This is a genomic window from Prolixibacteraceae bacterium, assembly GCA_019856515.1.
GTDB lineage: Bacteria > Bacteroidota > Bacteroidia > Bacteroidales > Prolixibacteraceae > Halosquirtibacter > Halosquirtibacter xylanolyticus.
The window spans coordinates 363,084-385,230 of record CP082230.1 but is presented as its reverse complement, the minus strand read 5'-3'; the positions used below and the strand labels follow the sequence as shown (position 1 = coordinate 385,230).

At 34.0% G+C, this 22,147-nt stretch carries 18 protein-coding genes; 15 read left to right on the top strand and 3 right to left on the bottom strand.

Translation table 11 applies throughout. From position 1 onward, the window contains the following. Window positions 1-116: 116 nt before the first annotated feature. On the top strand, window positions 117-773 hold the full coding sequence (locus K5X82_01340) for a hypothetical protein (GenBank protein QZT37547.1): 657 nt from the start codon (window positions 117-119) through the stop codon (window positions 771-773). 100 nt (window positions 774-873) lie between these two features. On the opposite strand, the gene K5X82_01335 is transcribed toward K5X82_01340, so the two are convergent. The 3 genes from K5X82_01335 to K5X82_01325 all read right to left on the bottom strand — a co-directional run bounded on the left by K5X82_01335 (window position 874) and on the right by K5X82_01325 (window position 2,787). After that, entirely contained in the window at window positions 874-1,515 is a 642-nt protein-coding gene (locus K5X82_01335; protein ID QZT37546.1) for an isochorismatase family protein, read from the bottom strand. Window positions 1,516-1,710: 195 nt separating this feature from the next. Continuing rightward, window positions 1,711-2,229, bottom strand: a complete 519-nt coding sequence (locus K5X82_01330; protein ID QZT37545.1) for a TlpA family protein disulfide reductase — start codon at window positions 2,227-2,229, stop codon at window positions 1,711-1,713. Window positions 2,230-2,595: 366 nt separating this feature from the next. Then, window positions 2,596-2,787 carry a cold shock domain-containing protein gene (locus K5X82_01325; GenBank protein QZT37544.1) on the bottom strand — a complete coding sequence of 64 codons (192 nt, stop codon included), beginning with the start codon at window positions 2,785-2,787 and terminating at the stop codon, window positions 2,596-2,598. Window positions 2,788-3,893: 1,106 nt separating this feature from the next. On the opposite strand from K5X82_01325, the gene K5X82_01320 reads away from it, so the two are divergent. The 14 genes from K5X82_01320 (at window position 3,894) to K5X82_01255 (ending at window position 22,147) form a co-directional block, all read left to right on the top strand. Continuing rightward, complete coding sequence (locus tag K5X82_01320; protein QZT37543.1) at window positions 3,894-4,784, top strand: hypothetical protein; 891 nt, start codon at window positions 3,894-3,896, stop codon at window positions 4,782-4,784. Window positions 4,785-5,258: 474 nt separating this feature from the next. After that, entirely contained in the window at window positions 5,259-6,254 is a 996-nt protein-coding gene (locus tag K5X82_01315) for an AAA family ATPase (GenBank protein QZT37542.1), read from the top strand. A gap of 107 nt (window positions 6,255-6,361) precedes the next feature. Then, a complete protein-coding gene (locus K5X82_01310; GenBank protein QZT37541.1) occupies window positions 6,362-7,234 on the top strand; it encodes a DUF58 domain-containing protein in 873 nt (290 codons plus the stop codon). A 61-nt stretch (window positions 7,235-7,295) separates the two neighbouring features. Next, the gene (locus K5X82_01305) at window positions 7,296-8,369 is read left to right on the top strand and encodes a hypothetical protein (protein QZT37540.1); all 1,074 of its coding nucleotides are present in this window, start codon (window positions 7,296-7,298) and stop codon (window positions 8,367-8,369) included. 3 nt (window positions 8,370-8,372) lie between these two features. Then, on the top strand, window positions 8,373-9,365 hold the full coding sequence (locus K5X82_01300) for a VWA domain-containing protein (GenBank protein QZT39071.1): 993 nt from the start codon (window positions 8,373-8,375) through the stop codon (window positions 9,363-9,365). Between the two features lie 24 nt (window positions 9,366-9,389). Then, entirely contained in the window at window positions 9,390-10,439 is a 1,050-nt protein-coding gene (locus tag K5X82_01295) for a VWA domain-containing protein (GenBank protein QZT37539.1), read from the top strand. A 13-nt stretch (window positions 10,440-10,452) separates the two neighbouring features. Next, window positions 10,453-11,280, top strand: coding sequence for a tetratricopeptide repeat protein (locus tag K5X82_01290; protein ID QZT37538.1), 828 nt, complete (start codon window positions 10,453-10,455; stop codon window positions 11,278-11,280). A gap of 55 nt (window positions 11,281-11,335) precedes the next feature. After that, complete coding sequence (locus K5X82_01285) at window positions 11,336-13,123, top strand: BatD family protein (GenBank protein ID QZT37537.1); 1,788 nt, start codon at window positions 11,336-11,338, stop codon at window positions 13,121-13,123. A gap of 4 nt (window positions 13,124-13,127) precedes the next feature. Then, complete coding sequence (locus K5X82_01280; GenBank protein QZT37536.1) at window positions 13,128-13,889, top strand: tetratricopeptide repeat protein; 762 nt, start codon at window positions 13,128-13,130, stop codon at window positions 13,887-13,889. A 211-nt stretch (window positions 13,890-14,100) separates the two neighbouring features. Next, entirely contained in the window at window positions 14,101-16,113 is a 2,013-nt protein-coding gene (locus K5X82_01275; GenBank protein QZT37535.1) for a S9 family peptidase, read from the top strand. A gap of 218 nt (window positions 16,114-16,331) precedes the next feature. Next, complete coding sequence (locus tag K5X82_01270; protein ID QZT37534.1) at window positions 16,332-17,393, top strand: histidine kinase; 1,062 nt, start codon at window positions 16,332-16,334, stop codon at window positions 17,391-17,393. Window positions 17,394-17,403: 10 nt separating this feature from the next. Then, the gene (locus tag K5X82_01265; protein QZT37533.1) at window positions 17,404-18,159 is read left to right on the top strand and encodes a LytTR family DNA-binding domain-containing protein; all 756 of its coding nucleotides are present in this window, start codon (window positions 17,404-17,406) and stop codon (window positions 18,157-18,159) included. Window positions 18,160-18,295: 136 nt separating this feature from the next. Next, window positions 18,296-19,396 carry an efflux RND transporter periplasmic adaptor subunit gene (locus K5X82_01260; GenBank protein ID QZT37532.1) on the top strand — a complete coding sequence of 367 codons (1,101 nt, stop codon included), beginning with the start codon at window positions 18,296-18,298 and terminating at the stop codon, window positions 19,394-19,396. Between the two features lie 3 nt (window positions 19,397-19,399). Next, a complete protein-coding gene (locus tag K5X82_01255; protein QZT37531.1) occupies window positions 19,400-22,147 on the top strand; it encodes an efflux RND transporter permease subunit in 2,748 nt (915 codons plus the stop codon).

The following is a 22,147-nucleotide window of genomic DNA, read 5'->3' as shown; positions in this document are numbered from 1 at the left end:
CACCAAACAAAAGAGAATTCCATACGAAAACATAAATATTTTACAGCAAAAACACAAAACATAAATGTTAGTATTTAACTATTTTAGCTGCACTAAATCAATTAATCACACGACCAATGAAAATCAAACACTGGCTATTACTTTTCGCAGTTCTACTTTTAACACGATTCACAGAGGCACAAGAGGTCATTATTGACGGAAAGATCAACAAAAAAGAGTGGAGTAAAGCCACCAATATTGGTGGGCTATATGCACCATGGGAAGACCAAATCAAGAAAGACCACACTACAATCCAATATTTTATCAAAGATGGCTGGCTATTCTTTTACTTTATAGTGAAAGATACTACAATGCAATACGAGCCTTACATCAATGAAAGATCTGTTGCTAAATCTGATCGAGTAGAATTGTTCTTCTCCAAGAACAAAGATTTAAAAAAGTATTACTGCTTTGAAATCGATATTAAAGGTAACAAACTTGACTATAGAGCATCATACCACCGCATCTTTGATCGAAGTTGGGATTACACTAAAATAAGAACAGCTTCAACCATTATAGAAGATCAATACATTGTAGAAGGCGCAATATACATTAACGACCTAGACATATTTAGATCGAATAACAAAAGTTTCTATATGGCAATCTTTAGAGCTGATTATGGACCTCAAAAACAACAAATTTGGTATTCTGCAAAAAAGATACGAAATAAACAGCCAGACTTCCATATCCCACAACCATTCTTTAAAGTTAAAACATCTAAGTTTAAACTTTAGATATATAGAACTTTACCAACCTCACTCATAGATTTAATCCATAAAGTACCAAAACGCTTTATGGATTAAATACAAGCAACTTCACTTTAAAGCAATGGAATTAAACACGAGAGATCTCAGACTTCACCTCACCCCAACTCTTGAGCTCAATATTTAACTCTCGCCACATCTCATAGGGAGTTACTAATCCAGGAATACCGCGAACAGCATCAGATATCACAGTTACACTAAACCCATTTTTTGCGAGGGCTATAGCAGCTTGACTTACGCACACATTTTCAGCCACTCCCATAACATACATATGTTTCTCTTTCAAAATAGATAAGAGGTGCTTACTATTCGGATTCCCTTCATAAAAATCGAATTTATCCTTCAAAACAGTAATAGGGCTACCTTTTTCGTAAATCCCCACCAAATGATCTTTAGTCATCATAACATCCCAATCTAATTCTAAGCTCTCCTCTTCGATGCCAGACAAAACACTTCTCTCTCCTTTTTCAAAAGCAATACAATGAGGTGGAAAAGTTCTTATAAAATCAGGATTATCAGAAAGTTCACTAGAATCAAGAAAATGATGATCTTTCGTAGATATCAATCGAATATTATGAGCCCTAACATAATTCAATATCTCCTCCCATAGATCGATTAAATTCTCGGCACCCTCAACATATAAATCTCCTTGAGGATCAACAAAGTCATATTGCGTATCAATATTCCAAAATATAACTGATTTATTATTCATACATATCGCTATTAATGATAAAACCGTCACATGGTCATTAATCGAAAATTTATTATTATTCAAAGAAATCTAAGACAAAAATACCACATACTCAAAGTTAATCAATTAACTAAACCACTACAATAATTCTTTTTAAAATAAAAAAGCTATCTCCTTCAATAAGAGATAGCTTTTTTGTCAATAGTAGAATAAAAACTATTTTAATGCTTTATCAATATGCTCCATCAACTCTTTGAATTCATTCAAATTAAATCCTTGAGATTGATAAACAACTTTTCCATCCTTACCAATCAAATAATTTCTTGGAATTTGACGTTCAGCATATTTATTAAACACTTTGCTATCCATGTCTGGCACAAAGTTCATATCATACTCATATTTCTTTTTAAAATCTAACAAAGCTTCCCAACTATGATCTCGACCCAAAAGAATCAATTCGAAGTTTGGATTATCTTTGTACTTAGGCCAAAGCTCTCTTGAAAATTGAGGAATCTCTTTACGACAAGGAGGACACCAAATAGCAAAGAAAGTAAGTAGTACTACTTTTCCTTTATAACTGTTTAAATATTTTGGTGTATTAGGTGCTATTTCAAAACGGAAATCAGGAGCTTTAGCTCCAATCTTCACTTTTGATCCAGCGACATTTCCCTCATTACCTGCAATAGATGAGAATGCCATTACTAAAGCGACAATACACAGAGTTAATCTTTTCATAAAAAAGTAATTAAATAATCAGACATTATTAGACAGAGAGACAATTTTGTCTCATGCAATTTAAAATTACATAATATTTTTGATTGCATTGTAATCACATAATTAAATTTTATGTAAGTACAACTACAAATCTAAAAACGTTTCGTTAAAAATTAAGCGAATTGCGAAAATAATTAGCAGAAAAAATGATTATTTTTTGTGAAAAGGAAGAAATTGATAAATCACACAAAAACGTCATGTAAATTATCAAATTAAAAAATCACCCCCACCTTGGAATATTTAACATGAGAAACATTTACAACAAAAAAAAGAATACCCTATCCTCCAAAGGAGAATAGGGTATAAAATCTTCATGAACTATTTTAATTATGCTAGTTTCACGTCAACTGCATTTAGTCCTTTGCGACCTTCACTAAGTTCAAAAGTAACTTGATCATCTTCTTTAATTTCGTCAACTATACCAGTTACGTGTACGAAATACTCTTTGTTTGTCTCGTCTTCTTTAATGAAACCATAACCTTTTGATTCATTAAAAAACTTTACAATTCCTTTGTTCATTTTAAAAAATGTTGCGCCTTCTTTAAATATTCATTTCAAACCTTAAAGACGGCAATTACTTAATTTTAATAATAATGTTTTAACAAAAAACGAATGCAGAAATCTAGATATCTTAAATCAACTTAGTACGAGTATTCTCTCTTCATATAAAACAAAAGAATTGTCAAAAACGAGTTTCACTCATAATCATACTATAGACATCCAAACCCAGCTATACGCAATGCTAATTACGTCGAACCATCCTATTTGTATAACTTTACCGAAGTAATATCATCAAAAAAGAATGATCTAAAATCACAAACTCACTAGTCCTTTGCGATTTACTATACTGCAAGGTAGGAATAATAATTGATTAAAGCATAAACCTCTAATATATTTTTATTTAAAAAATCCACACCCCCTAAAAATACCAATAAACAACTAAATATCAATAGTATAAATACATTAAAAAACCATTAACCCCTTCATCTTTTTTGACAATAGATCAAAAAAGATGACAATTTGAAACATCAACGGATTTGATCTATTGCTTTTGCGTTTATCTCATTGAAATCAACCCATTCCATCTCTACTTTTTTAAAAAAATGACGGAATATAATTATACTGAATTAATTTCACACCACCTCTTTACCCCCTCCACGCTATGATAAAATCACACTATGTAGTAGATCGTTTCACTTGACCTCCTTCGACCCTACTCCGTACCTTAGCCGTACCTTCTCCTACCTTTGTCCATGGTTCAGCCATGTTTCGTCCATGGTTTGTCCATCGATTTCGGGGGTTTCGGTGGCTGAACCATGGACGAAACATGGCTGAACCATGGACTAAGGTAGGAGGAGACACCTGTCATCCCCTTAGCAGGTAGGTAGGAGGTACTGAGGAACGAGGAGGAAAGTATAATTAAGGTAGAGGGTAATTCACACTACCTCACACCTACCCACACGTCATTTCCCATGTAACAACCAAATCCCTCCTCTTCATTATATTTTCCATGTCACTTTTTGCAAGAAAAGAACTTTACCACTAATTTGGCCTCGCATTTAATTCTAAGACACAGATACACCAAATGTATTGGTCTTCGTTTTACTAAACATAAGCGATAAATCATGCTCGAAATAATACAACAAGATTTTGACTGTTCCATATACCAAACAACGAAGTCGTCACAACTCAACACTTATTTAATTTCAACACCAGAAACACGACACATTTGTTGTGATCCAACCTTTATGGGGGATCAAGTGACTCATGGTTTAAAACAGGCTCTATCAAGAACCATAGCTCAATTAAAATTCTACGATCTTTTTGACATAAAGCAGACAGCATCCTCTCTTCTTCTTCCTAGCAAAGCGTCTTTAGCATTTCCTGTTAGAGAAGCTTTACAAGAAAGCTTAGGATGGAATCGTTTTAACACATTTTTTTCTTCAGAAGATCTACATTCTTGTCAAACAACAAATGTAATTTTGGCTGAACAAGGACTATCGACAAACACCACTGAGAAATGGTTCAACCAAATATTATCGAATGAGTATGACCAAGTAGAGAATATTTTCTTTTTTGCATTTGCATCACATCAGTATTTAGAGATAGTCAAAAACTATCTTGAAAAGAGCAATAAACTAAAAGAACGAAATACAAACATTACAGTATTTGTGTTTGAAGGGATATTCGAAGAGATAAGTATTGATGGAGATTCTAAACATATCTTTAGTAAAAAAGATGCCAATTTAGCACCTGAATTGGTCGACAACCATTACCACAATCCTGTTTTTAGTATAATTAGATGTCCACTAAATGATCTTTCAAATCGTGTTTTTGCACCGTTGAAATATATCTCATTGCAAACCAAATATTGGAATGACATCATCAACATGGCTGAATTAGGGAGAACATATATTGATCTTTCAAATGAGAAGTACCCCTTTATAGACGCAGATGCTTTTGGAAATATCTCTTTAAAAGATGAAGCATTAAAAATCCTCGACAAACTCTCCTAAACAGGGTGACACCAATACGAAGTATATTAAACTTCGCTCAAGACAAATGCTTCGTATTGGCATATACCATAAAAAAACGTCATTAAATTAAGATAACACCCATAAAATTTGATGATCAAACCATTTTTTTGGATGTAATGCGATGTTCTTTTTTATTTATTTAACAATTACATGTCAATTGTCATAAGATCATTTTTCATCTTTTCTATAGTTTGAGTCCACTAAAATCATAGCACCACAAGGTATCAAGACCAAACACAAAGCTTAAGTTTACCATTAATAATCAACACAATAAGATACAACCACTACTTTCTTCTATTTCATCGATCCATTTCATACAGATCAAAAAATCCCCATCTTTCGGCAACTGTTAACATCGTGTTAATCCAAATTCATGCTTTGTATCCTGTAAAAACAATTGTTAAATTTGTGTGGAAACAATCATAAATGAATACTTATTAAAATATATATCATATGAGTCAAGCTGTAGACATTAAGGAACTAAATGAAAGAATTCAAAAGGAGAGCTCTTTTGTAGATGTAATCTCCAGTGAGATGAACAAGGTGATCGTTGGGCAGGAACATTTAGTAGAATCCTTATTGATTGGGTTACTTTCTGATGGACACATTCTTCTAGAAGGGGTACCTGGTTTGGCAAAAACTCTCGCGATTAATACACTTGCAGAAATTGTAGATGCAGACTTTGCTAGAATTCAGTTTACACCAGATTTACTACCAGCCGACCTTCTTGGTACGATGATATACAGTCAAAAGAATGAAGAATTTGTAATTAAAAAAGGACCAATCTTCACGAACTTTGTGTTGGCCGATGAGATCAACCGTGCTCCAGCAAAAGTGCAATCAGCACTTCTTGAAGCGATGCAAGAGCGTCAGGTGACAATTGGGGATGAGACATATTCGTTAGACAAGCCATTCTTGGTTATGGCGACACAGAACCCTGTGGAGCAAGAAGGAACTTATCCTCTTCCAGAAGCACAAGTTGACCGTTTTATGCTTAAGGTTGTCATTAGTTACCCTAAAAAGGAAGAAGAGAGAGCAATTATTCAAGCAAACCTACTTAAACAGTTCCCTAAAGCATCTAAGAAACTAACAACTCAAGATATTCTTTCAGCAAGAGAAGTCGTAAAGGATGTTTATCTAGATGAAAAAGTTCAACGTTATATTGTTGATATTGTATATGCCACTCGTGAGCCAGAACTACATGGTCTTGAGAAATATAAAGACATGATTAGCTTCGGGGCATCTCCTCGTGCAAGTATTAGTTTGGCAAAAGCTGCAAGAGCTTACGCATTTATTAAGCGAAGAGGATATGTAATTCCAGAAGATATTCGTGCTGTATGTCCAGATGTGCTTCGCCACCGTATTGGACTAAGCTATGAAGCAGAGGCAAATAATATTACTAGTGAAGAGATTGTATCAGAAATCTTGAACGCCGTTAAAGTGCCTTAATTGACCCAAATAATATATTAAAAGGGTGAGAGCAATTGTCACTCACCCTTATATTTGGAGAAAGACATTTAAATAAAAGAGGGTTTTAAAGATAATGATACGTAAATATGGAGACTAGCGAGCTACTAAAAAAAGTACGTAAGATAGAGATAAAATCTAGAGGGCTTTCAAAAAACATCTTTGCTGGGGAATATCATAGCGCATTTAAAGGTCGAGGTATGGCTTTTAGTGAGGTGCGAGAATATCAATTCGGAGACGATGTTAGAAGCATTGACTGGAATGTAACAGCAAGGTATAACAAGCCATTTATTAAGATTTTTGAAGAAGAGAGGGAACTCACAGTGATGCTGTTAATTGATGTCAGTGGGTCTCGTAATTTTGGAACGCTAGAGAAGTGGAAGAAGAATGTTATGACAGAAGTTGCAGCCGTTCTTTCTTTTTCAGCAATTGCCAACAATGATAAAATGGGTGTGATTTTCTTTTCGGATAAGATCGAAAAATTTATACCCCCACAAAAAGGTAAAAGTCACACTTTACGTATCATTAGAGAGTTGATAGACTTTGAACCTGAAAGTGAAAAGACTGATATTAGTTTGGCAGTACAGTATTTAAGCAATGTCATCAAACGACGATGTAGTGCCTTTATCATTTCGGACTTCATTGATGATAACAAATCATTAGAGAAAGCGTTGATGATCGCTAACAAGAAACACGATATCGCAGCATTACGTATCTATGACAAGAGGGAAACAGAACTACCATCGATGGGTTTTGTTAAGTTTAAAGATGTAGAGACTGGAGAATACGTCTTTGCAGACACTTCAAGTCGCAGAACACGTGATTATTATAAACAGATGTGGAAAGAGCACTCTTTTCGCACAGATCAGATGTTCGCAAAATCTGGAATCGACTCTGTAGCAATTGACACAGAAGAAGATTTTGTAAAAGCCTTAATTTCACTATTTCGAAAGAGAGCATAATCACAGGATTGTGATACAAAAGTAATAGAGCAAACAGTTTACATTTAGATTTTGGAAATCTATGAAGAATATAAATACTAAAATATGGACACTCGTACTTTTACTCTTCACTTCATGGAGTGTAAAAGCACAGACCCCCAACAATATTCGTGCTAAAATTGATAGTACGAACATTCTGTTAGGAGATCAAATACATCTAACTTATGATATTGATCAAAAGGAAGGTACTACATTTGTTTTTCCTAACTTCACGGATACGATCATGTCTAAAGTGGAAATTTTGGATGGCCCTAAAATGGATACGCTTCAACAAGATGACAAAACGATTCTTCGTGCAACATACCTTATCACATCTTTTGATTCAGGACAATATAAGATTCCAAGATATCCTATTCTACTACAAAAAGGGAATGTTACAGATACACTTCTTACACCATCTGTGATGCTTCAAGTTCACTCGATGAAGCTGAAGAAGCAAGACGGTATTGTTGATATTAAAAAGCCATATGAAGCACCTATTACTTTAGAAGAAGTTACACCATGGATTTTAGGATTTTTATTAGTGATTTCAATTTTCCTAATTATTCTATATGCGATATACAGATATAAAAATAAGAAGCCATTCTTTTCAGGTCCAATAGAACCAGAAGAACCATATGAGATAAAGGCTGTAAGACTTCTTGAGGAGTTGAAACAACAATATCCAAATACAAAAGAAGAGGTAAAACCATTCTATGTTAGCCTCACAGATATTGTTCGTGAATATTTATCACATCGTTTTGGGGTTTCAACACTTGAGCTTACAACAGATGAAATTGTAGACTCTTTACGTAATGTAAAAGAGACGAAAGAGTATCGCCAAGAGCTAAGAACATTAGAAGAGGTGCTTCGTTTGGCTGACATGGTTAAATTTGCCAAGTATATCCCAGAAGAGAGTGAACATCCACGACAATTGAATATATGTTTGGCTTTTGTTGATAAAACAAAAGTTGTCAATGAAGAAAAGACAGATGATGATGACCAACCTCATGAGACAGCAACTGTTGTCGATACTGAAATTAATAAGGAAACATCGACATTAAGTGATGAGGAAGAGAATTTATTAAAATATGGACCTAAAAACAACCAAGAATAGATGATGGAATCCGTTACATTTGCACATCCAAAAGTTTTCTTTGGAGCATTGCTTCTGATACCATACGTTGCCTGGTATATATGGAAGCGTAATCAGATGTCTGCAAGTTTAGGTTTATCTTCGACTAAAAGACTTTCTGAACTACCGAAATCATGGAAATACTATGGAAGACATTTCATTCCAATTCTCAATATAGGTGTGATATTACTTCTTATAACATGCTTGGCTCGACCACAATCATTCAGAAGTTGGGAGGACTCTCAAACAAAGGGTATAGATATTGTTATGGCCATTGATGTCTCGAGTAGTATGTTAGCTCAAGATTTTACTCCAAACCGATTGGAAGCGGCCAAAGAAGTGGCACAGAAATTTATTGCAGGTCGAACTAACGATCGTATTGGGTTAGTTGTTTTTAGTGGTGAAAGTTTCACGCAGTGTCCTTTGACTACCGACCACGCCACTCTTCAGAATCTATTTCACAATATTAAGAGTGGAATGATTGAGGATGGAACAGCTATTGGTTCAGGTTTAGCTACTGCCATATCAAGATTGAAAGGGAGTAATGCCAAAAGTAAAGTAATCATACTACTTACTGATGGTGCGAACAATCGAGGAGAGATATCTCCTCTTACAGCAGCTGATATTGCACAGACTTTTGGTATTCGTGTCTACACTATCGGTGTAGGTACACATGGAACGGCCCCCTACCCTTTTGACACTCCATTTGGACGCCAAGTACAACAAGTTCCAGTAAAAATTGATGAGGAAACTCTTGAGAAGATATCTGATAAGACGGATGCTAGTTATTTTAGAGCAACAGATAACAACAGCTTAAAAGAGGTATATCAAGAGATCGATAAATTAGAAAAATCGAAGATTGAGGTTAAGAAGTATAGTAAGAAAAATGAAGAGTTTGGCAAATATGCAATTCTAGCATTCATACTACTGTTGTCTTCTATACTACTTAGGAATACAATCTTCCGTAATATACCTTAATTAAGAAACGATAATAATATACAGATGAACTCATTTCGTTTTGCACATCCCGAATATTTATATCTACTAATCCTAATACCACTACTAGTTTTAGGGTATTGGATATTGATTGGCTATAATAAAAGAAGAGTTGAAAAATTTGGTAATTACCAGTTCATTCAAGCTCTTATGCCAAATAAGTCATCCTTTCGAAAAGGATTAATATTTGCGTTATCACTGCTTGCTGCGGTTTTCTTAATCTTTGCCATTGCCCAACCTCAATTTGGGTCAAAAATGAGAAAGATTAAGAAAAAAGGCATTCAGATAATGGTTGCCCTCGATGTTTCAAACAGTATGTTGGCAGAAGACATTAAACCAAGTCGACTTGAAAGAGCGAAGATGGCAGTAAGTAAGCTAACGGACAAACTCAATAATGATCAAATTGGATTAATTGTTTTTGGAGGTCAAGCTTATACACAGATTCCAATTACAAGTGATTATGCGTCTGCAAAGATGTTTTTATCCTCGGTAAACACACAGATGGTTCCTGTTCAAGGTACAGCTATTGGTTCAGCAATTGAATTAGCTACAAAATCTTTCAGTCCAGATTATACTGGAAGCAAAGCCATCATTGTCATCACAGATGGGGAGAACCACGAAGATGATGCGATTGGAGCAGCAACCACAGCAAAGGAACAAGGAATAAAAGTATTCACTTTAGGAATGGGGCTTCCACAAGGTGCTCCTGTACCTGTGATTAGGAATCAACAACGAACCTTTATTAAAGATAAAAGTGGAAAGACAGTCATCTCCAAGTTAAATGAGAACATGCTCAAGAAGATTGCACAAGCAGGATCGGGAAGTTATGTGAGAGCAAACAATACCAATATTGGGCTGAATGCTATTTTTTCGGAGATAAACAAAATGGATAAGAAAGCGATTTCGACACGTCAATATGCTGAATATGACGATCAATTTCCATATTTTATCGGAGCTTCACTCCTATTCTTTGCATTAAGTATGATGCTTATTGAGAGAAAGAACAAATGGTTAGCAAGGGTAAATATATTTGGGAAGGATAAAAAACATGCTTAAAGAAGCTTATATCATGAAAAAGATTACACTAATTATAATAATGATCTTTGTTGGGCTTCAATTTGCTTCTGCTCAACAAGAGAGACGACTGGTCAGAAAAGGAAATAAAGAGTTTCTTGAAGCATTAAAGGATAGCTCTAAAGTTGACTCAGTGAAGTATGCACAAGCAGAAACTTATTATCGAAAAGCTTTAGAAAAAGCACCTGATAATTTTAAATGGAAGTCGAACTTGGCATCTGCGATTCTTAAACAAGGACATCCCAAAGAAGCAATAGAGATGTTTGAAGAGTTGTCTGAAACGGCAACAACAGAAGCCGACAAGGCTAAACTGTATTATAATCTTGGAAACAGCTATTTACAGTCGAATGAGTTTGAAAAAAGTATCGAAGCATATAAGAAATCTTTGAGAAGTAATCCTTCGGATCTCGCAACCAAATATAATTTGACCTATGCGATGAAAAAGAAGAAAGAGAAAGAAGAGCAAAAGAAGAATAAAGATCAGAATAAAGACAACAAGGATAAAAAGAATAAGGACAACAAAGACAATAAGGATAATAAAGATAAAAAGAACAAGGACCAGAAGAATAAAGATAAAAACAAGAAAGATCAGGATAAAAAAGATCAAGATAAGAACAAGAATCAAGACAAGAACAAACAAAAGAATAAAGATAAAAAGGATAAAGGATCTCAGAAGAAAAGTAAAAGTGGCTTAAGTAAAGCAAGAGCAAGTGCAATGCTTAAAGCAATGGAGGATAAAGAAAAGAAGACACAAAATAAAGTAAGAAAGGCTCAGGTTAAACAAGAAAAAGCAAAAGCCCAAAGCATAGAAAAGAAATGGTAAGGACTTTCAAAAACTTATACTTATTTTCGTAGTTGATAATATTAAGAATTATAATATGATTGCAAAAAAGATATCGTTTTTTCTTCTATTGATATTTACTTCATGGAACGTTTTTGCAGATAGAGTTAATGTAAAACTATCTACACCCAATGTTGCACGAGTAGGTCAGCAAATACGTCTAGCAATAGAATCAAATGAACAAGCAGAGAAAGTTAATCTTCCATCTATGAGTAATTTTGAAGTCATGATGGGACCAATGACTTCTTCCAGTAGCTCAGTACAGATAATTAATGGAAAATCGTCTCGTTCTAATTCGTATTCTTACACATATATTTTGAAACCGCTCAATTCTGGAACATTTGTTTTTCCAGCTATTGATGTTGTCATTGATGGTAGACATTATAAAACAAAGCAGAAGAAAATTCAGATTGTAAAAGGAAATGCGAATACAAATACGACATCTTCTGGAGCTGAAATATCAAAGAAAGATATGTTCGTTAAGGTATTGCTTTCTCGTACAAATGTGAAAGAAGGAGAAGCAATTCTGGCGACGACGAAATTATATACAAGACTTCCAATCTCAGGAGTATCCAATATCGAGATTCCTAGTTTTACGAATTTTTACACCAAATCAGTAGGTGAAATTAGGCGTCTGTCGTTGAACCAAGAGGCTTACGATGGAGATATCTATAATACAGCTATTCTTAACAAAACATTGCTTTTTCCACAAAAAGATGGAACGTTAAGAATTGATCCTGCTAAAATTACCGTACAGGTAAGACAGCGCATACAGAATTCTCAAGCATTCTTTGATGATTTTTTCAACTCGACAAGAACAGTAAGTGTAGATGTTGCAAGTGCACCTCGTACAGTACGTGTAAACGCATTGCCTAGTCCACCTGATAGTTATTCCGGAGCTGTAGGACGCTTTAATATTAAAGCATCTATATCAGAAACAAAAGTTAAAGCCAATGATGCAATTACGCTTCGTCTAACCATAAAAGGAAAAGGGAATCTATCGCTAGTTACAGCGCCTAAATTAGATTTCCCACAGGATTTCGAAACATATGATCCTCAAAGCAAGAATAATATAAAGGTGACTGAAAGTGGTGAACAAGGTAGTAAAACCTTAGAATACCTTATTCAACCTAGATTTGCTGGTGATTATACAATCCCATCAGTTTCATTTGCCTATTATGATCCATTAAAAGATAGATATGTTACGCAACAAACTACGCCGTTTAATATTCATGTTACACCAGGCGAAGGTAAAAATGCAACTTCAGCACAGGTAAGTAGTTTCAGTAAAGAAGATGTCAAGACCGTTGGTAAAGACATTCGATTTATTTCGACAGACAAGATAACTTTCAAAAAGCACCACCGCTTATATGGTACTGTGACTTTCTATATGTTATTTATTGGAGGGTTCTTTATCTTTATCGTTATTTATCTGATGAACTTGAAGAAGATTAAAGAACGAGAAGATATTTGGGGGACTAAAAATAAGAAAGCAAACAGTCTTGCACTAAAGAGATTAAAGAAAGCATCTCAGCATCTTAAAAATGATGAAAACGAACTGTTTTATGAGGCTGTTTTAGAAGCATTAATGGGTTATTTAGAAGACAAACTAACACTTCCGAAATCCGAATTAACTAAAGAGACGATTAAGACTAAATTGGCAGAAAAAAGGATGGACAATGTTTCAATTGATGCATTATTATCACTTATAGATACATGTGAGTTTGCAAGATATGCTCCATCTCAAGATCATAGTGCTCAAGAGGAATTATACAAAAAAGCGATTGAGGTATTAAGTTTAGTGGAAAAGAAAATTAAAAAATAGATAGATGATGAAAAAATTAATCGTATTGACATTAGCGATCCTATTCTCACTATCGCTTTCAGCAGAAACTCTAGAGGTGCAATTTGAGAATGCCAACGTTTTATATAAAAAAGGAGACTTTAAAGAGGCACTTGTTGAATATCAAAGAATTAAAAATGAAGGCTATCAGCAGCCTGATCTATTTTTCAATATAGGAAACTCATATTATAAGCTTTCGGATTTCACACATGCTATTCTATATTATGAGAAAGCACTAATGCTTGATCCATCAAATAAGAATATATCTTATAATCTAAAGATGGCAAATCAGTATATTGTTGATAAGGTTGAACCACTTCCGACGGTATTGGTCGTGAAAATTAAGAATAACATCAAACAGTTGCTTAACTCAACAGAATGGAGTTATCTATCGATTCTATTATTTCTTATATTCTTATTGGGTTTATCTTTATTGCTGATATATGGAGAGAGTGTCAAGACAAAAAAATTAGGACTTACGATTGCTATTTTTAGTCTAATTTTATGTATAACGAGTATTGTTATTGCAAGAGATCAATATCTACATGAAACCCGTCATCTTGGTGCAATAATCACAAAACCTAGTGTTACGGTAAAAGGTGCTCCAAGTGAAACTGGTACGGAACTTTTTATTATTCATGAAGGAATTAAGGTACAGATAACGGATAGTATTGAAGGATGGAAAGAGGTGAAGATTCCTGACGGAAACACTGGATGGGTCCCCAATAAATCGATGGAAAGAATCTAAAATCATATAAAAAAAGAGCGATTAATAACTTAGTCGCTTTTTTTATGAACATACATCTATAATATTTGTACTAAAGAACAAAAACACCATATTTCTGTTCATTTTTTAATGGTTTATTGTAACTATTTTCACTATTAAACGTCTTATTAATAGTGAAAAGCTTTGGAATAAGTTTTTCATTGCAAGTTTAACTTAACAAATAGCCCATTACATGAAGACTTGTCGAATATTGAAGCTGAGCAGTCTGTTGGTTCTAATTTTCTTACTAATAACACCTGCAATGACAAATGCTCAAGAAAAAAAATCACCTGGAGATCCTTCTCTTCCATCTAGTAAATCTGAATTGGAAAAGTTAATGGATTATGAAAAGGGAAACTATTCTTATAGCGTTACGGACTATTTTGCGAAACCGAAAGTAAGTAGCCTTAAATTCTCTCCTAATGGAAAGTATTTCTCCTATCGAGAAAAAGACCAAGATGGTAAAAGCCATGTTTTTGTAAAGGATCTATCCACGGATAAAGTCACAAAAGTCCTTGAAGAAGGAAAAGAGCTAATTAGAGGCTATGGCTGGATCAATGATCAACGTATCATTTATGTTCAAGATCAAGGAGGAGATGAAAATTACCAGATTTTTGCAGTTGATCTTGATGGTAAGAACAAAAAAGCACTTACCCCATTTGAAAATGTTCGTGTTAGTATCTTGAATAGCCTAAAAGAGCAACCAAACCATATCATCGTTCAAATGAACAAAGATAACCCACAAGTTTTTGAACCATATAAGCTAGATGTGGTGACAGGTGAAATGGTGAAATTATACGAGAACAACGACACACAGCGTCCAGTAATGGGATATGACTTCGATAAAGATGGAGTATTGAGAGCAATCACACGTCAAGTAGATGGAACAGACTATGAACTTCTTTATAGATCAACTCCTGAAGATGACTTTAAACTAGTTATTAAAACAGATTGGAAGCAAGAATTTGGTATTCTTGGTTTTGATTATAGCACTAAAGACTCAAACTTAGCATACGTTAAAAGCAATCTTGAGAGGGACAAAAGTGCAATTGTACTTTATGACTTAGATGCATGTAAAGAAGTGGAATTACTATACACCAATGACACTTATGACGTAGGTGGAATGAGTCGATCGAGGTTACGTAATTATGAAATAGACTTCTTCTATTACAATGGTGAAAAATCTGAAGTATCACCTCAAAGTAAAACATTTAAGAAGTTGTATAAAAAATTCAACAAGAAGTTCAAAGGTCAAGAGTTCAACATTGTAGATAAAACAGATGATGAGACGAAAATGTTAATCGTTACTGGAAGTGATAAATTATATGGTGTTTATTATTCATATGATGCAAAAGAAGATAAGTTCGAAAAATTATTAGATCTTATGCCTCAATTAGATCCTAAGGATATGGCTACCATGCACCCAATAACCTTCAAATCAAGAGATGGCTTTACAGTACACGGCTTCATTACTCTACCCAAAGTTGCAGAAGATGGACAAAAAGTTCCATTAATTGTTAATCCACATGGAGGTCCTTATGGTATCAGAGATTCTTGGGGATTTAATCCAGAGACACAACTCTTTGCTAGCCGAGGATACGCAACTCTTCAAGTTAACTATCGTGGTTCAGGGGGCTATGGTAAAGAATTCTACCTTGCTGGGAGCAAACAAATTGGAAGAAACATGTTAAATGATTTAGAAGATGGAGTTGCTTATGTGATAGATAAAGGATGGATAGATAAAGGTCGAGTTGCTATTTATGGTGCTAGTTATGGTGGATTGGCAACCTTAGGGAGCTTAATTAAGACACCTGATCTTTATCGTTGTGGTATAGATTATGTTGGTGTATCAAATCTATTTACATTTGTTGACTCCTTCCCTGCCTACTGGAAACCTTTTATGAAACAGTTCTACCAACAGTGGTATGATCCTGAAAATCCTAAAGAGAAAGAGATAATGAAAGAAGTATCTCCAGCACTCAATGCAAATAAGATCACGAAACCTCTTTTTGTTGTTCAAGGAGCAAATGACCCAAGAGTAAATATCAATGAATCAGACCAAATTGTAAAAACTCTTAGAAGTAAAGGAGAAAAGATTCCATACATGGTAAAATATAATGAAGGCCATGGCTTTGGTCACGAAGAGAATCGAATTGAATTATATAAATGCATGATCGGATTCTTCGCTGAACATCTTAAGAACTAGGTTGCAATAGAATTTATATTGAAAAAACCTTATAGATTATTTCTGAAGAGAAGGAGGTGTTTAATCATGAAGCACCTCCTTTTTAAATACATCTCAAACATCTCCATTTAGTATTTTAGCGCTTAAATATGTCGTTTAAGAGAAAAGCTTAGACATTTCAGTCAAAAAAAGTCATATAAGAATAAGATTCATTGTATTTTTGTATAAAATTTTTGACAATGAATTTTTCCTTAAACTCTATAAAGGGTAAAGCAACCATTACCATTATTGTTTTCATTCTAGGCTTTCTTACATTTAGCATTAATGAATTTAAAACTTTTGAAGAATTCATAAATCACTTCGAATCAGACAATTCTTTCATCGAATCATTAGTAAGCCTTTTGCTTAACTATATACAAGTAGAAGTCTCCATCTTTTACATAAAAATCATCAGTCGATTCAATTTTTTAGGTAACAACAAACAGTTGGAACTGTTATTTAAATCATTAATTCTTCTCTTATTTAATGTAATTACAACTTTTATTGTTATTCTACTATTTAAACCACTATGTGAACCTAAAGAAATATCTGAATATCATTTTCTATCGATTATGTACTCACAGATGGTGATCATTACGTTTATTACTTCAATCTATCACAATATTTTTTACTTAGAGCAACAGCTTAAATTGGAGAAGGAGAACGATGAGGTGATGATCAAGTCTCTAAAAGACAGAGAAATTGCCAACAATGCAGAACTTACAGCACTAAAGTTACAGATCGATCCTCACTTCATGTTTAACAATTTTAGCATTTTAACAGAACTGATTGAAACAAGAACATGTCTTGCTTCAGATTTCCTTGAGAAGCTCTCTGATGTCTACAGGTATATAATTCAAAACTATTCTCATAATTTCATACGTATTGAAGAGGAAATTGCTTTTCTGAAAGCGTACCTTTTTCTCATAAAGATAAGATATGAGGAGCGTATTAATATTGAAATTAGTAATACCGTTGAAGAAATTGAAGGCGAAATCCCTCCAGTTGTATTACAGTTATTAGTCGAAAACGCAATAAAGCATAATGTAGCTTCTCTCAAACATCCACTAACGATCAAAATATGGGTTGAAGATCAACTTCTTATTGTACAGAACAATTTGAACATTCGAAAGAGTAATTATAATTCAACTAAAGTTGGGCAGAAGAATATCTTTAGAAGATATGAGCTACTGAATATCCGTATTAAACCTCAAATAATAAAAAGCAAGACCTCTTACACTGTCAAACTTCCTATTGTATAAAACTAGAACTATGAACATACTTGTGATAGAGTATGAAAAACACAACCAAAACAGAATCATCCGTCTTCTAAAAGAAATCAATCATAACAATACCATCGTAGGTGTAACCCCAAGTGTTGAAGAATCTATCGAATTCCTAAATACAAATGTAGCAATTGATCTTATAATAGCAGACATATGCTTATCTGATGGTTTAAGCTTCGAAATATTTAATATTGTTAAAACGGATATCCCGATTATATTCACAACAGCATTCGACGAATATGCCATACAAGCATTTAATTTCAATAGTGTTGATTATCTATTAAAGCCAATTAAAAAGGATGATCTAGCCAATGCCGTTAATAAAGTAAAACAGAAAGAAAGACAATCTGCATCAAGTGAAATTCAAGCATTATTACACCATTTTAATCAGACTCAAAAGAACTACAGAAACAGGTTTCTACTCCCCTACAAAGATGGTTTTAGGACAATCAATACTAGAGATATACATCACATCCATATTGAAAACAAGATTACGAATTTATGCTTAAAAGATCAAAAAAATTATATCATAACTTATTCAATCGAAGAGCTTGAAGAACAGCTCAACCCACAGTATTTTTTTAGGGCTAATCGGCAATACATTATTCATATCGACAGTATTAAGCATATAGCTAATTACTATAATGGAAAACTAAAAATAATATTAACCGACATTGAAAAAACTGAAATTATTATTAGTAAAGATAAATCTAGGGTATTCAAAGACTGGCTAGACCAATAATTTCGACATAACATTCCGAAGTTCGGGGGTATATTTATGACGCTTCAGTAACTTATTTGATTTACGTATTTGATATCACAATATATTTATCGAATACATTACACTTAGTGTTAATTTTAAACCATCGAATAAGAATATGAATCGTTATTTTTTTGTAATTGTAATTAGTCTTATGGTACTAGCAAGTTGTGATTCGAAACGATCTCAACAAATGCAACAAGGCCCAGTGCCCTATGAAGTAATTACACTAAAGAATCAATCAAAAGATATTGAAAGTAGTTATACGACTTCTATTAGAGGGAAACAAGAGATTAAGATCTTTCCACAAATTTCAGGATATCTACAAAAAATATTTATAGATGAAGGAAGTTTTGTAAAGAAAGGTCAAATTCTCTTTATAATTCAACAAGCACCATTCATGGCAGCTTATAAAACATCCAGAGCCAATGTAGAAGTTGCAAAGGCTAATGTTGAAACAGCACAAATAACCTACGAGAGTAAAAAAACTCTTTATGATCAAAAGATCATATCAGAAGTAGAGTTTAAATTAAGTAAAGCAACACTATCAAGTGCAAAAGCACAACTTACATCCTCGAAAGCCGAAATGGATCGAGTGAAAACAAACCGTTCTTTTACGGAGTTAAGAAGTCCATGTGATGGTGTTGTTGGTAAGATTACTGTTCGTGAAGGGAATTTGGTTAGTCCTACGATGACACAAGCAATCACAGAAGTTGCAAGTACAAATGAGATGTTTGCATATTTTTCATTACCCCAGTCTGAGGTTGTAGGTTTAATATCAAAATATGGAGACCTTGAACAAACGATTAATTCTCTGCCCAAAGTTTCTCTGCGACTATCCAATGGTAAATTGTATAATGAGAAAGGAATAATCAAAACGATTAGTGGTATCGTAGATAAAAGAACGGGGGCCGTTTCAGTAAGAGCTAGCTTCCCAAATTCACAAAGAGTATTATTGAGTGGAAGTAATGGTAGGGTATTAATGAATCACCATTTTGAAAACATGATTATAATACCTCAAAGTGCCACTTATGAAATCCAAAATAAGACATATGTATACCGTGTAATCGATGGAGTAACAAAATCAACCATAGTTGAAGTTTCATCCATCAATGATGGTAGAAAGTACATTGTTACTAAAGGATTAAAAGTCGGAGAGAAAATCATTGCTAAAGGAGCAAGTCTCGTAAGAGAAGACACTCCTGTTCAAACATTGTAAAGAATGAAAACAAATACATTTATAAACCGTCCGATATTATCTGTCGTAATATCACTACTTATTTTACTTGCGGGTATCATTGGACTGAAAAGTATGTCTGTTGAACAATTTCCAGACATCGCCCCTCCAACAGTATTCGTTGAAACCTCATATCCAGGAGCTAGTGCTTCCGTATTAGAGAAGACTGTTGCTACCCAATTGGAGAATGCCATCAATGGTGTAGAGAACATGATATACATGACATCCGAATCATCTAATAATGGAACCGTTTTTGTCACAGTATACTTTAAACAAGGAACAGATCCAGACATGGCTACTGTCAATGTTCAAAATAGAGTAGCAACAGTTACAGGATTACTTCCAGCAGAAGTTACAAAGATTGGGGTGACAACTCAAAAGCAACAAAATAGTATTTTACGTTCAATCACATTATCTAGTCCCAATGGTACTTATGATGGATCATTCTTAGGCAACTACTTCTCGATCAATTTAAAACCTCAGATATTACGTATTAAAGGGGTTGGAAAAGTTCAGTCATACAGTCCTGATTATGCATTGAGAATTTGGCTAGATCCACTTAAAATGTCTCAATATAGGCTCCAACCATCTGACATACAAAATGCGCTTGACAATCAAAATATAGAGATTGCACTTGGTGATTTTGGAGGCCAATCTACCAATACGTTTCAGTATACTGTTAGATATAAAGGTCGACTTAATTCCATTGATAAATTTGAGAATATTATTATACAAACAAGTGAAACAGGAGAACAACTTCACCTTAAAGATGTTGCCCAAATCGAACTTGGCAAATCAGACTACAACTTCGACGGAGATGGTTACGGAGTCTATGGTGCTATCTATCAAGCAGCAGGATCAAATGCACTAGAGGTTAATAACCAAATTGATCAACTTATTGGTGAATTAAGAAAGACACTTCCAAAGGATGTAGAAATCACAACATTCACAAATTCAAATGATTTCCTTCAAAGTTCGATTAAGAAAGTTTTGAAAACCTTAATTGAAGCAATTATCCTTGTAATACTTGTTGTGTACTTTTTTCTTCAAGACATAAGAGCTACATTAATTCCGACACTTTCTATTTTTGTATCAATTATTGGAACATTCGCCATTATATATATGCTTGGGTTTACTCTAAACTTACTTACACTTTTTGCATTAGTTCTGGCCATTGGTACGGTAGTAGATGATGCTATCGTGGTAGTAGAAGCAGTTATGGCAAACTTCCAAAAAGGAGAGAGCAACTCTTATCTAGCGACAATTAAGTCCATGAAAGGTCTTACAACAGTTCTTAGTGTTAGTACACTAATCTTTATGGCAGTTTTTATTCCAATTTCATTTGTTTTAGGAACCAATGGGGTCTTTTATAAACAATTCGGGATAACGATGGCTGTTGCTGTTGGAATATCATTAATAAATTCATTGACTTTAAGTCCAGCATTAAGTGCTCTTATATTACGTCCCTACAATCCCAATACGACTTACAAAGCCAATATTGCAATAAAAAAAGCTTACAATGCGACCTTTAATGCAATCTATGGTAGATATCAAAATGCAATATCGAAGTTGATTAAGAGACAATGGCTCGGTTGGAGTATCTTTGCATTAACAATTGTTGGAACAGTTGTACTTATCAAAAACACCAATACTGGTTTTGTCCCAAATGAAGACATGGGCGTTGTATATGTCAATATGTCAACAGCAGAAGGCAATACAATTCACCAAACAAAAGAAATTACTGAGAGGGTTATTGATCGACTTAAAACAATCCCAGAGGTTGAAAATTATACACGGGTTATAGGCTTTAGTTTTGCTGGAGGAACAGGTTCGAATAATGCTTTTATTCCTGTCAAACTAAAACATTGGGATCAAAGAAGTGGAGATAGCTCTGACATCAACAGTGTAATAAATAAAATATACGGAATGACATCTGATATTACAGATGCATCTATAGTTTGTTTCGGAGACCCTGTTGTTCCAGGTTATGGAATGAACAATAGTATAGAATTACATATTCAAAATAAAAGTGGCGCAGATATAAACTCACTATATAGTGTAACTCAAGATTTTGTAGCAGCTTTAAATCAACATAAAGAAATTGGTGAAGCATTCTCAGGATATAAGATTAACTCGGCACAATATCTTGTAGATGTAGATGTAGCCCTTTGTCAACAAAAAGGGATACAACCTAGAGATGTCTTATCTGTTCTGAGTGGATATTATGGAGGAATTTATGCTTCAAATATTAATCGATATTCAAAAGTGTACAGAGTTATGGTACAAGCAGAAAACAAATACCGATTAAACTCTAAGTCTTTAGAAAACATTTTCATTTCAATAAAAGGAGAGATGGCTCCTATCAGTCAATTCATTTCGTTAAAGAAAATATATGGACCTACGATGCTATCTCATTTCAACTTATTCCCCTCTATTTCGGTGAATGCCATGACGGCAGAAGGATACAGTTCCGGTGATGCTATTGCAAAAATAAAGGAGCTTGCTGATGAGAAACTACCTAAAGGATACGGATATGAGTTTGGCGGAATGACTAGAGAGGAGAGTAATCAATCAAATGCTATATGGATAGTATTCGGAATATCTGCATTGTTTGTTTATTTAATCCTTGCGGGACTATACGAAAGTTTTTTTATTCCATTAGCTGTAATGTTTTCTGTTCCATTTGGCATACTCGGCAGTTTTATCTTTGCTATTAACCCGACGGTAATTTAA

Bases quoted from the DNA above. Each gene is read 5' to 3' on its own strand.
- K5X82_01325 (QZT37544.1), bottom strand. From the start codon at position 2,787: ATGAACAAAGGAATTGTAAAGTTTTTTAATGAATCAAAAGGTTATGGT.
- K5X82_01260 (QZT37532.1), top strand. From the start codon at position 18,296: ATGAATCGTTATTTTTTTGTAATTGTAATTAGTCTTATGGTACTAGCA.
- K5X82_01305 (QZT37540.1), top strand. From the start codon at position 7,296: ATGAAGAATATAAATACTAAAATATGGACACTCGTACTTTTACTCTTC.
- K5X82_01300 (QZT39071.1), top strand. From the start codon at position 8,373: ATGGAATCCGTTACATTTGCACATCCAAAAGTTTTCTTTGGAGCATTG.
- K5X82_01255 (QZT37531.1), top strand. From the start codon at position 19,400: ATGAAAACAAATACATTTATAAACCGTCCGATATTATCTGTCGTAATA.
- K5X82_01315 (QZT37542.1), top strand. From the start codon at position 5,259: ATGAGTCAAGCTGTAGACATTAAGGAACTAAATGAAAGAATTCAAAAG.
- K5X82_01265 (QZT37533.1), top strand. From the start codon at position 17,404: ATGAACATACTTGTGATAGAGTATGAAAAACACAACCAAAACAGAATC.
- K5X82_01295 (QZT37539.1), top strand. From the start codon at position 9,390: ATGAACTCATTTCGTTTTGCACATCCCGAATATTTATATCTACTAATC.
- K5X82_01335 (QZT37546.1), bottom strand. From the start codon at position 1,515: ATGAATAATAAATCAGTTATATTTTGGAATATTGATACGCAATATGAC.
- K5X82_01285 (QZT37537.1), top strand. From the start codon at position 11,336: ATGATTGCAAAAAAGATATCGTTTTTTCTTCTATTGATATTTACTTCA.
- K5X82_01330 (QZT37545.1), bottom strand. From the start codon at position 2,229: ATGAAAAGATTAACTCTGTGTATTGTCGCTTTAGTAATGGCATTCTCA.
- K5X82_01320 (QZT37543.1), top strand. From the start codon at position 3,894: ATGCTCGAAATAATACAACAAGATTTTGACTGTTCCATATACCAAACA.
- K5X82_01270 (QZT37534.1), top strand. From the start codon at position 16,332: ATGAATTTTTCCTTAAACTCTATAAAGGGTAAAGCAACCATTACCATT.
- K5X82_01310 (QZT37541.1), top strand. From the start codon at position 6,362: ATGGAGACTAGCGAGCTACTAAAAAAAGTACGTAAGATAGAGATAAAA.
- K5X82_01275 (QZT37535.1), top strand. From the start codon at position 14,101: ATGAAGACTTGTCGAATATTGAAGCTGAGCAGTCTGTTGGTTCTAATT.
- K5X82_01280 (QZT37536.1), top strand. From the start codon at position 13,128: ATGATGAAAAAATTAATCGTATTGACATTAGCGATCCTATTCTCACTA.
- K5X82_01290 (QZT37538.1), top strand. From the start codon at position 10,453: ATGAAAAAGATTACACTAATTATAATAATGATCTTTGTTGGGCTTCAA.
- K5X82_01340 (QZT37547.1), top strand. From the start codon at position 117: ATGAAAATCAAACACTGGCTATTACTTTTCGCAGTTCTACTTTTAACA.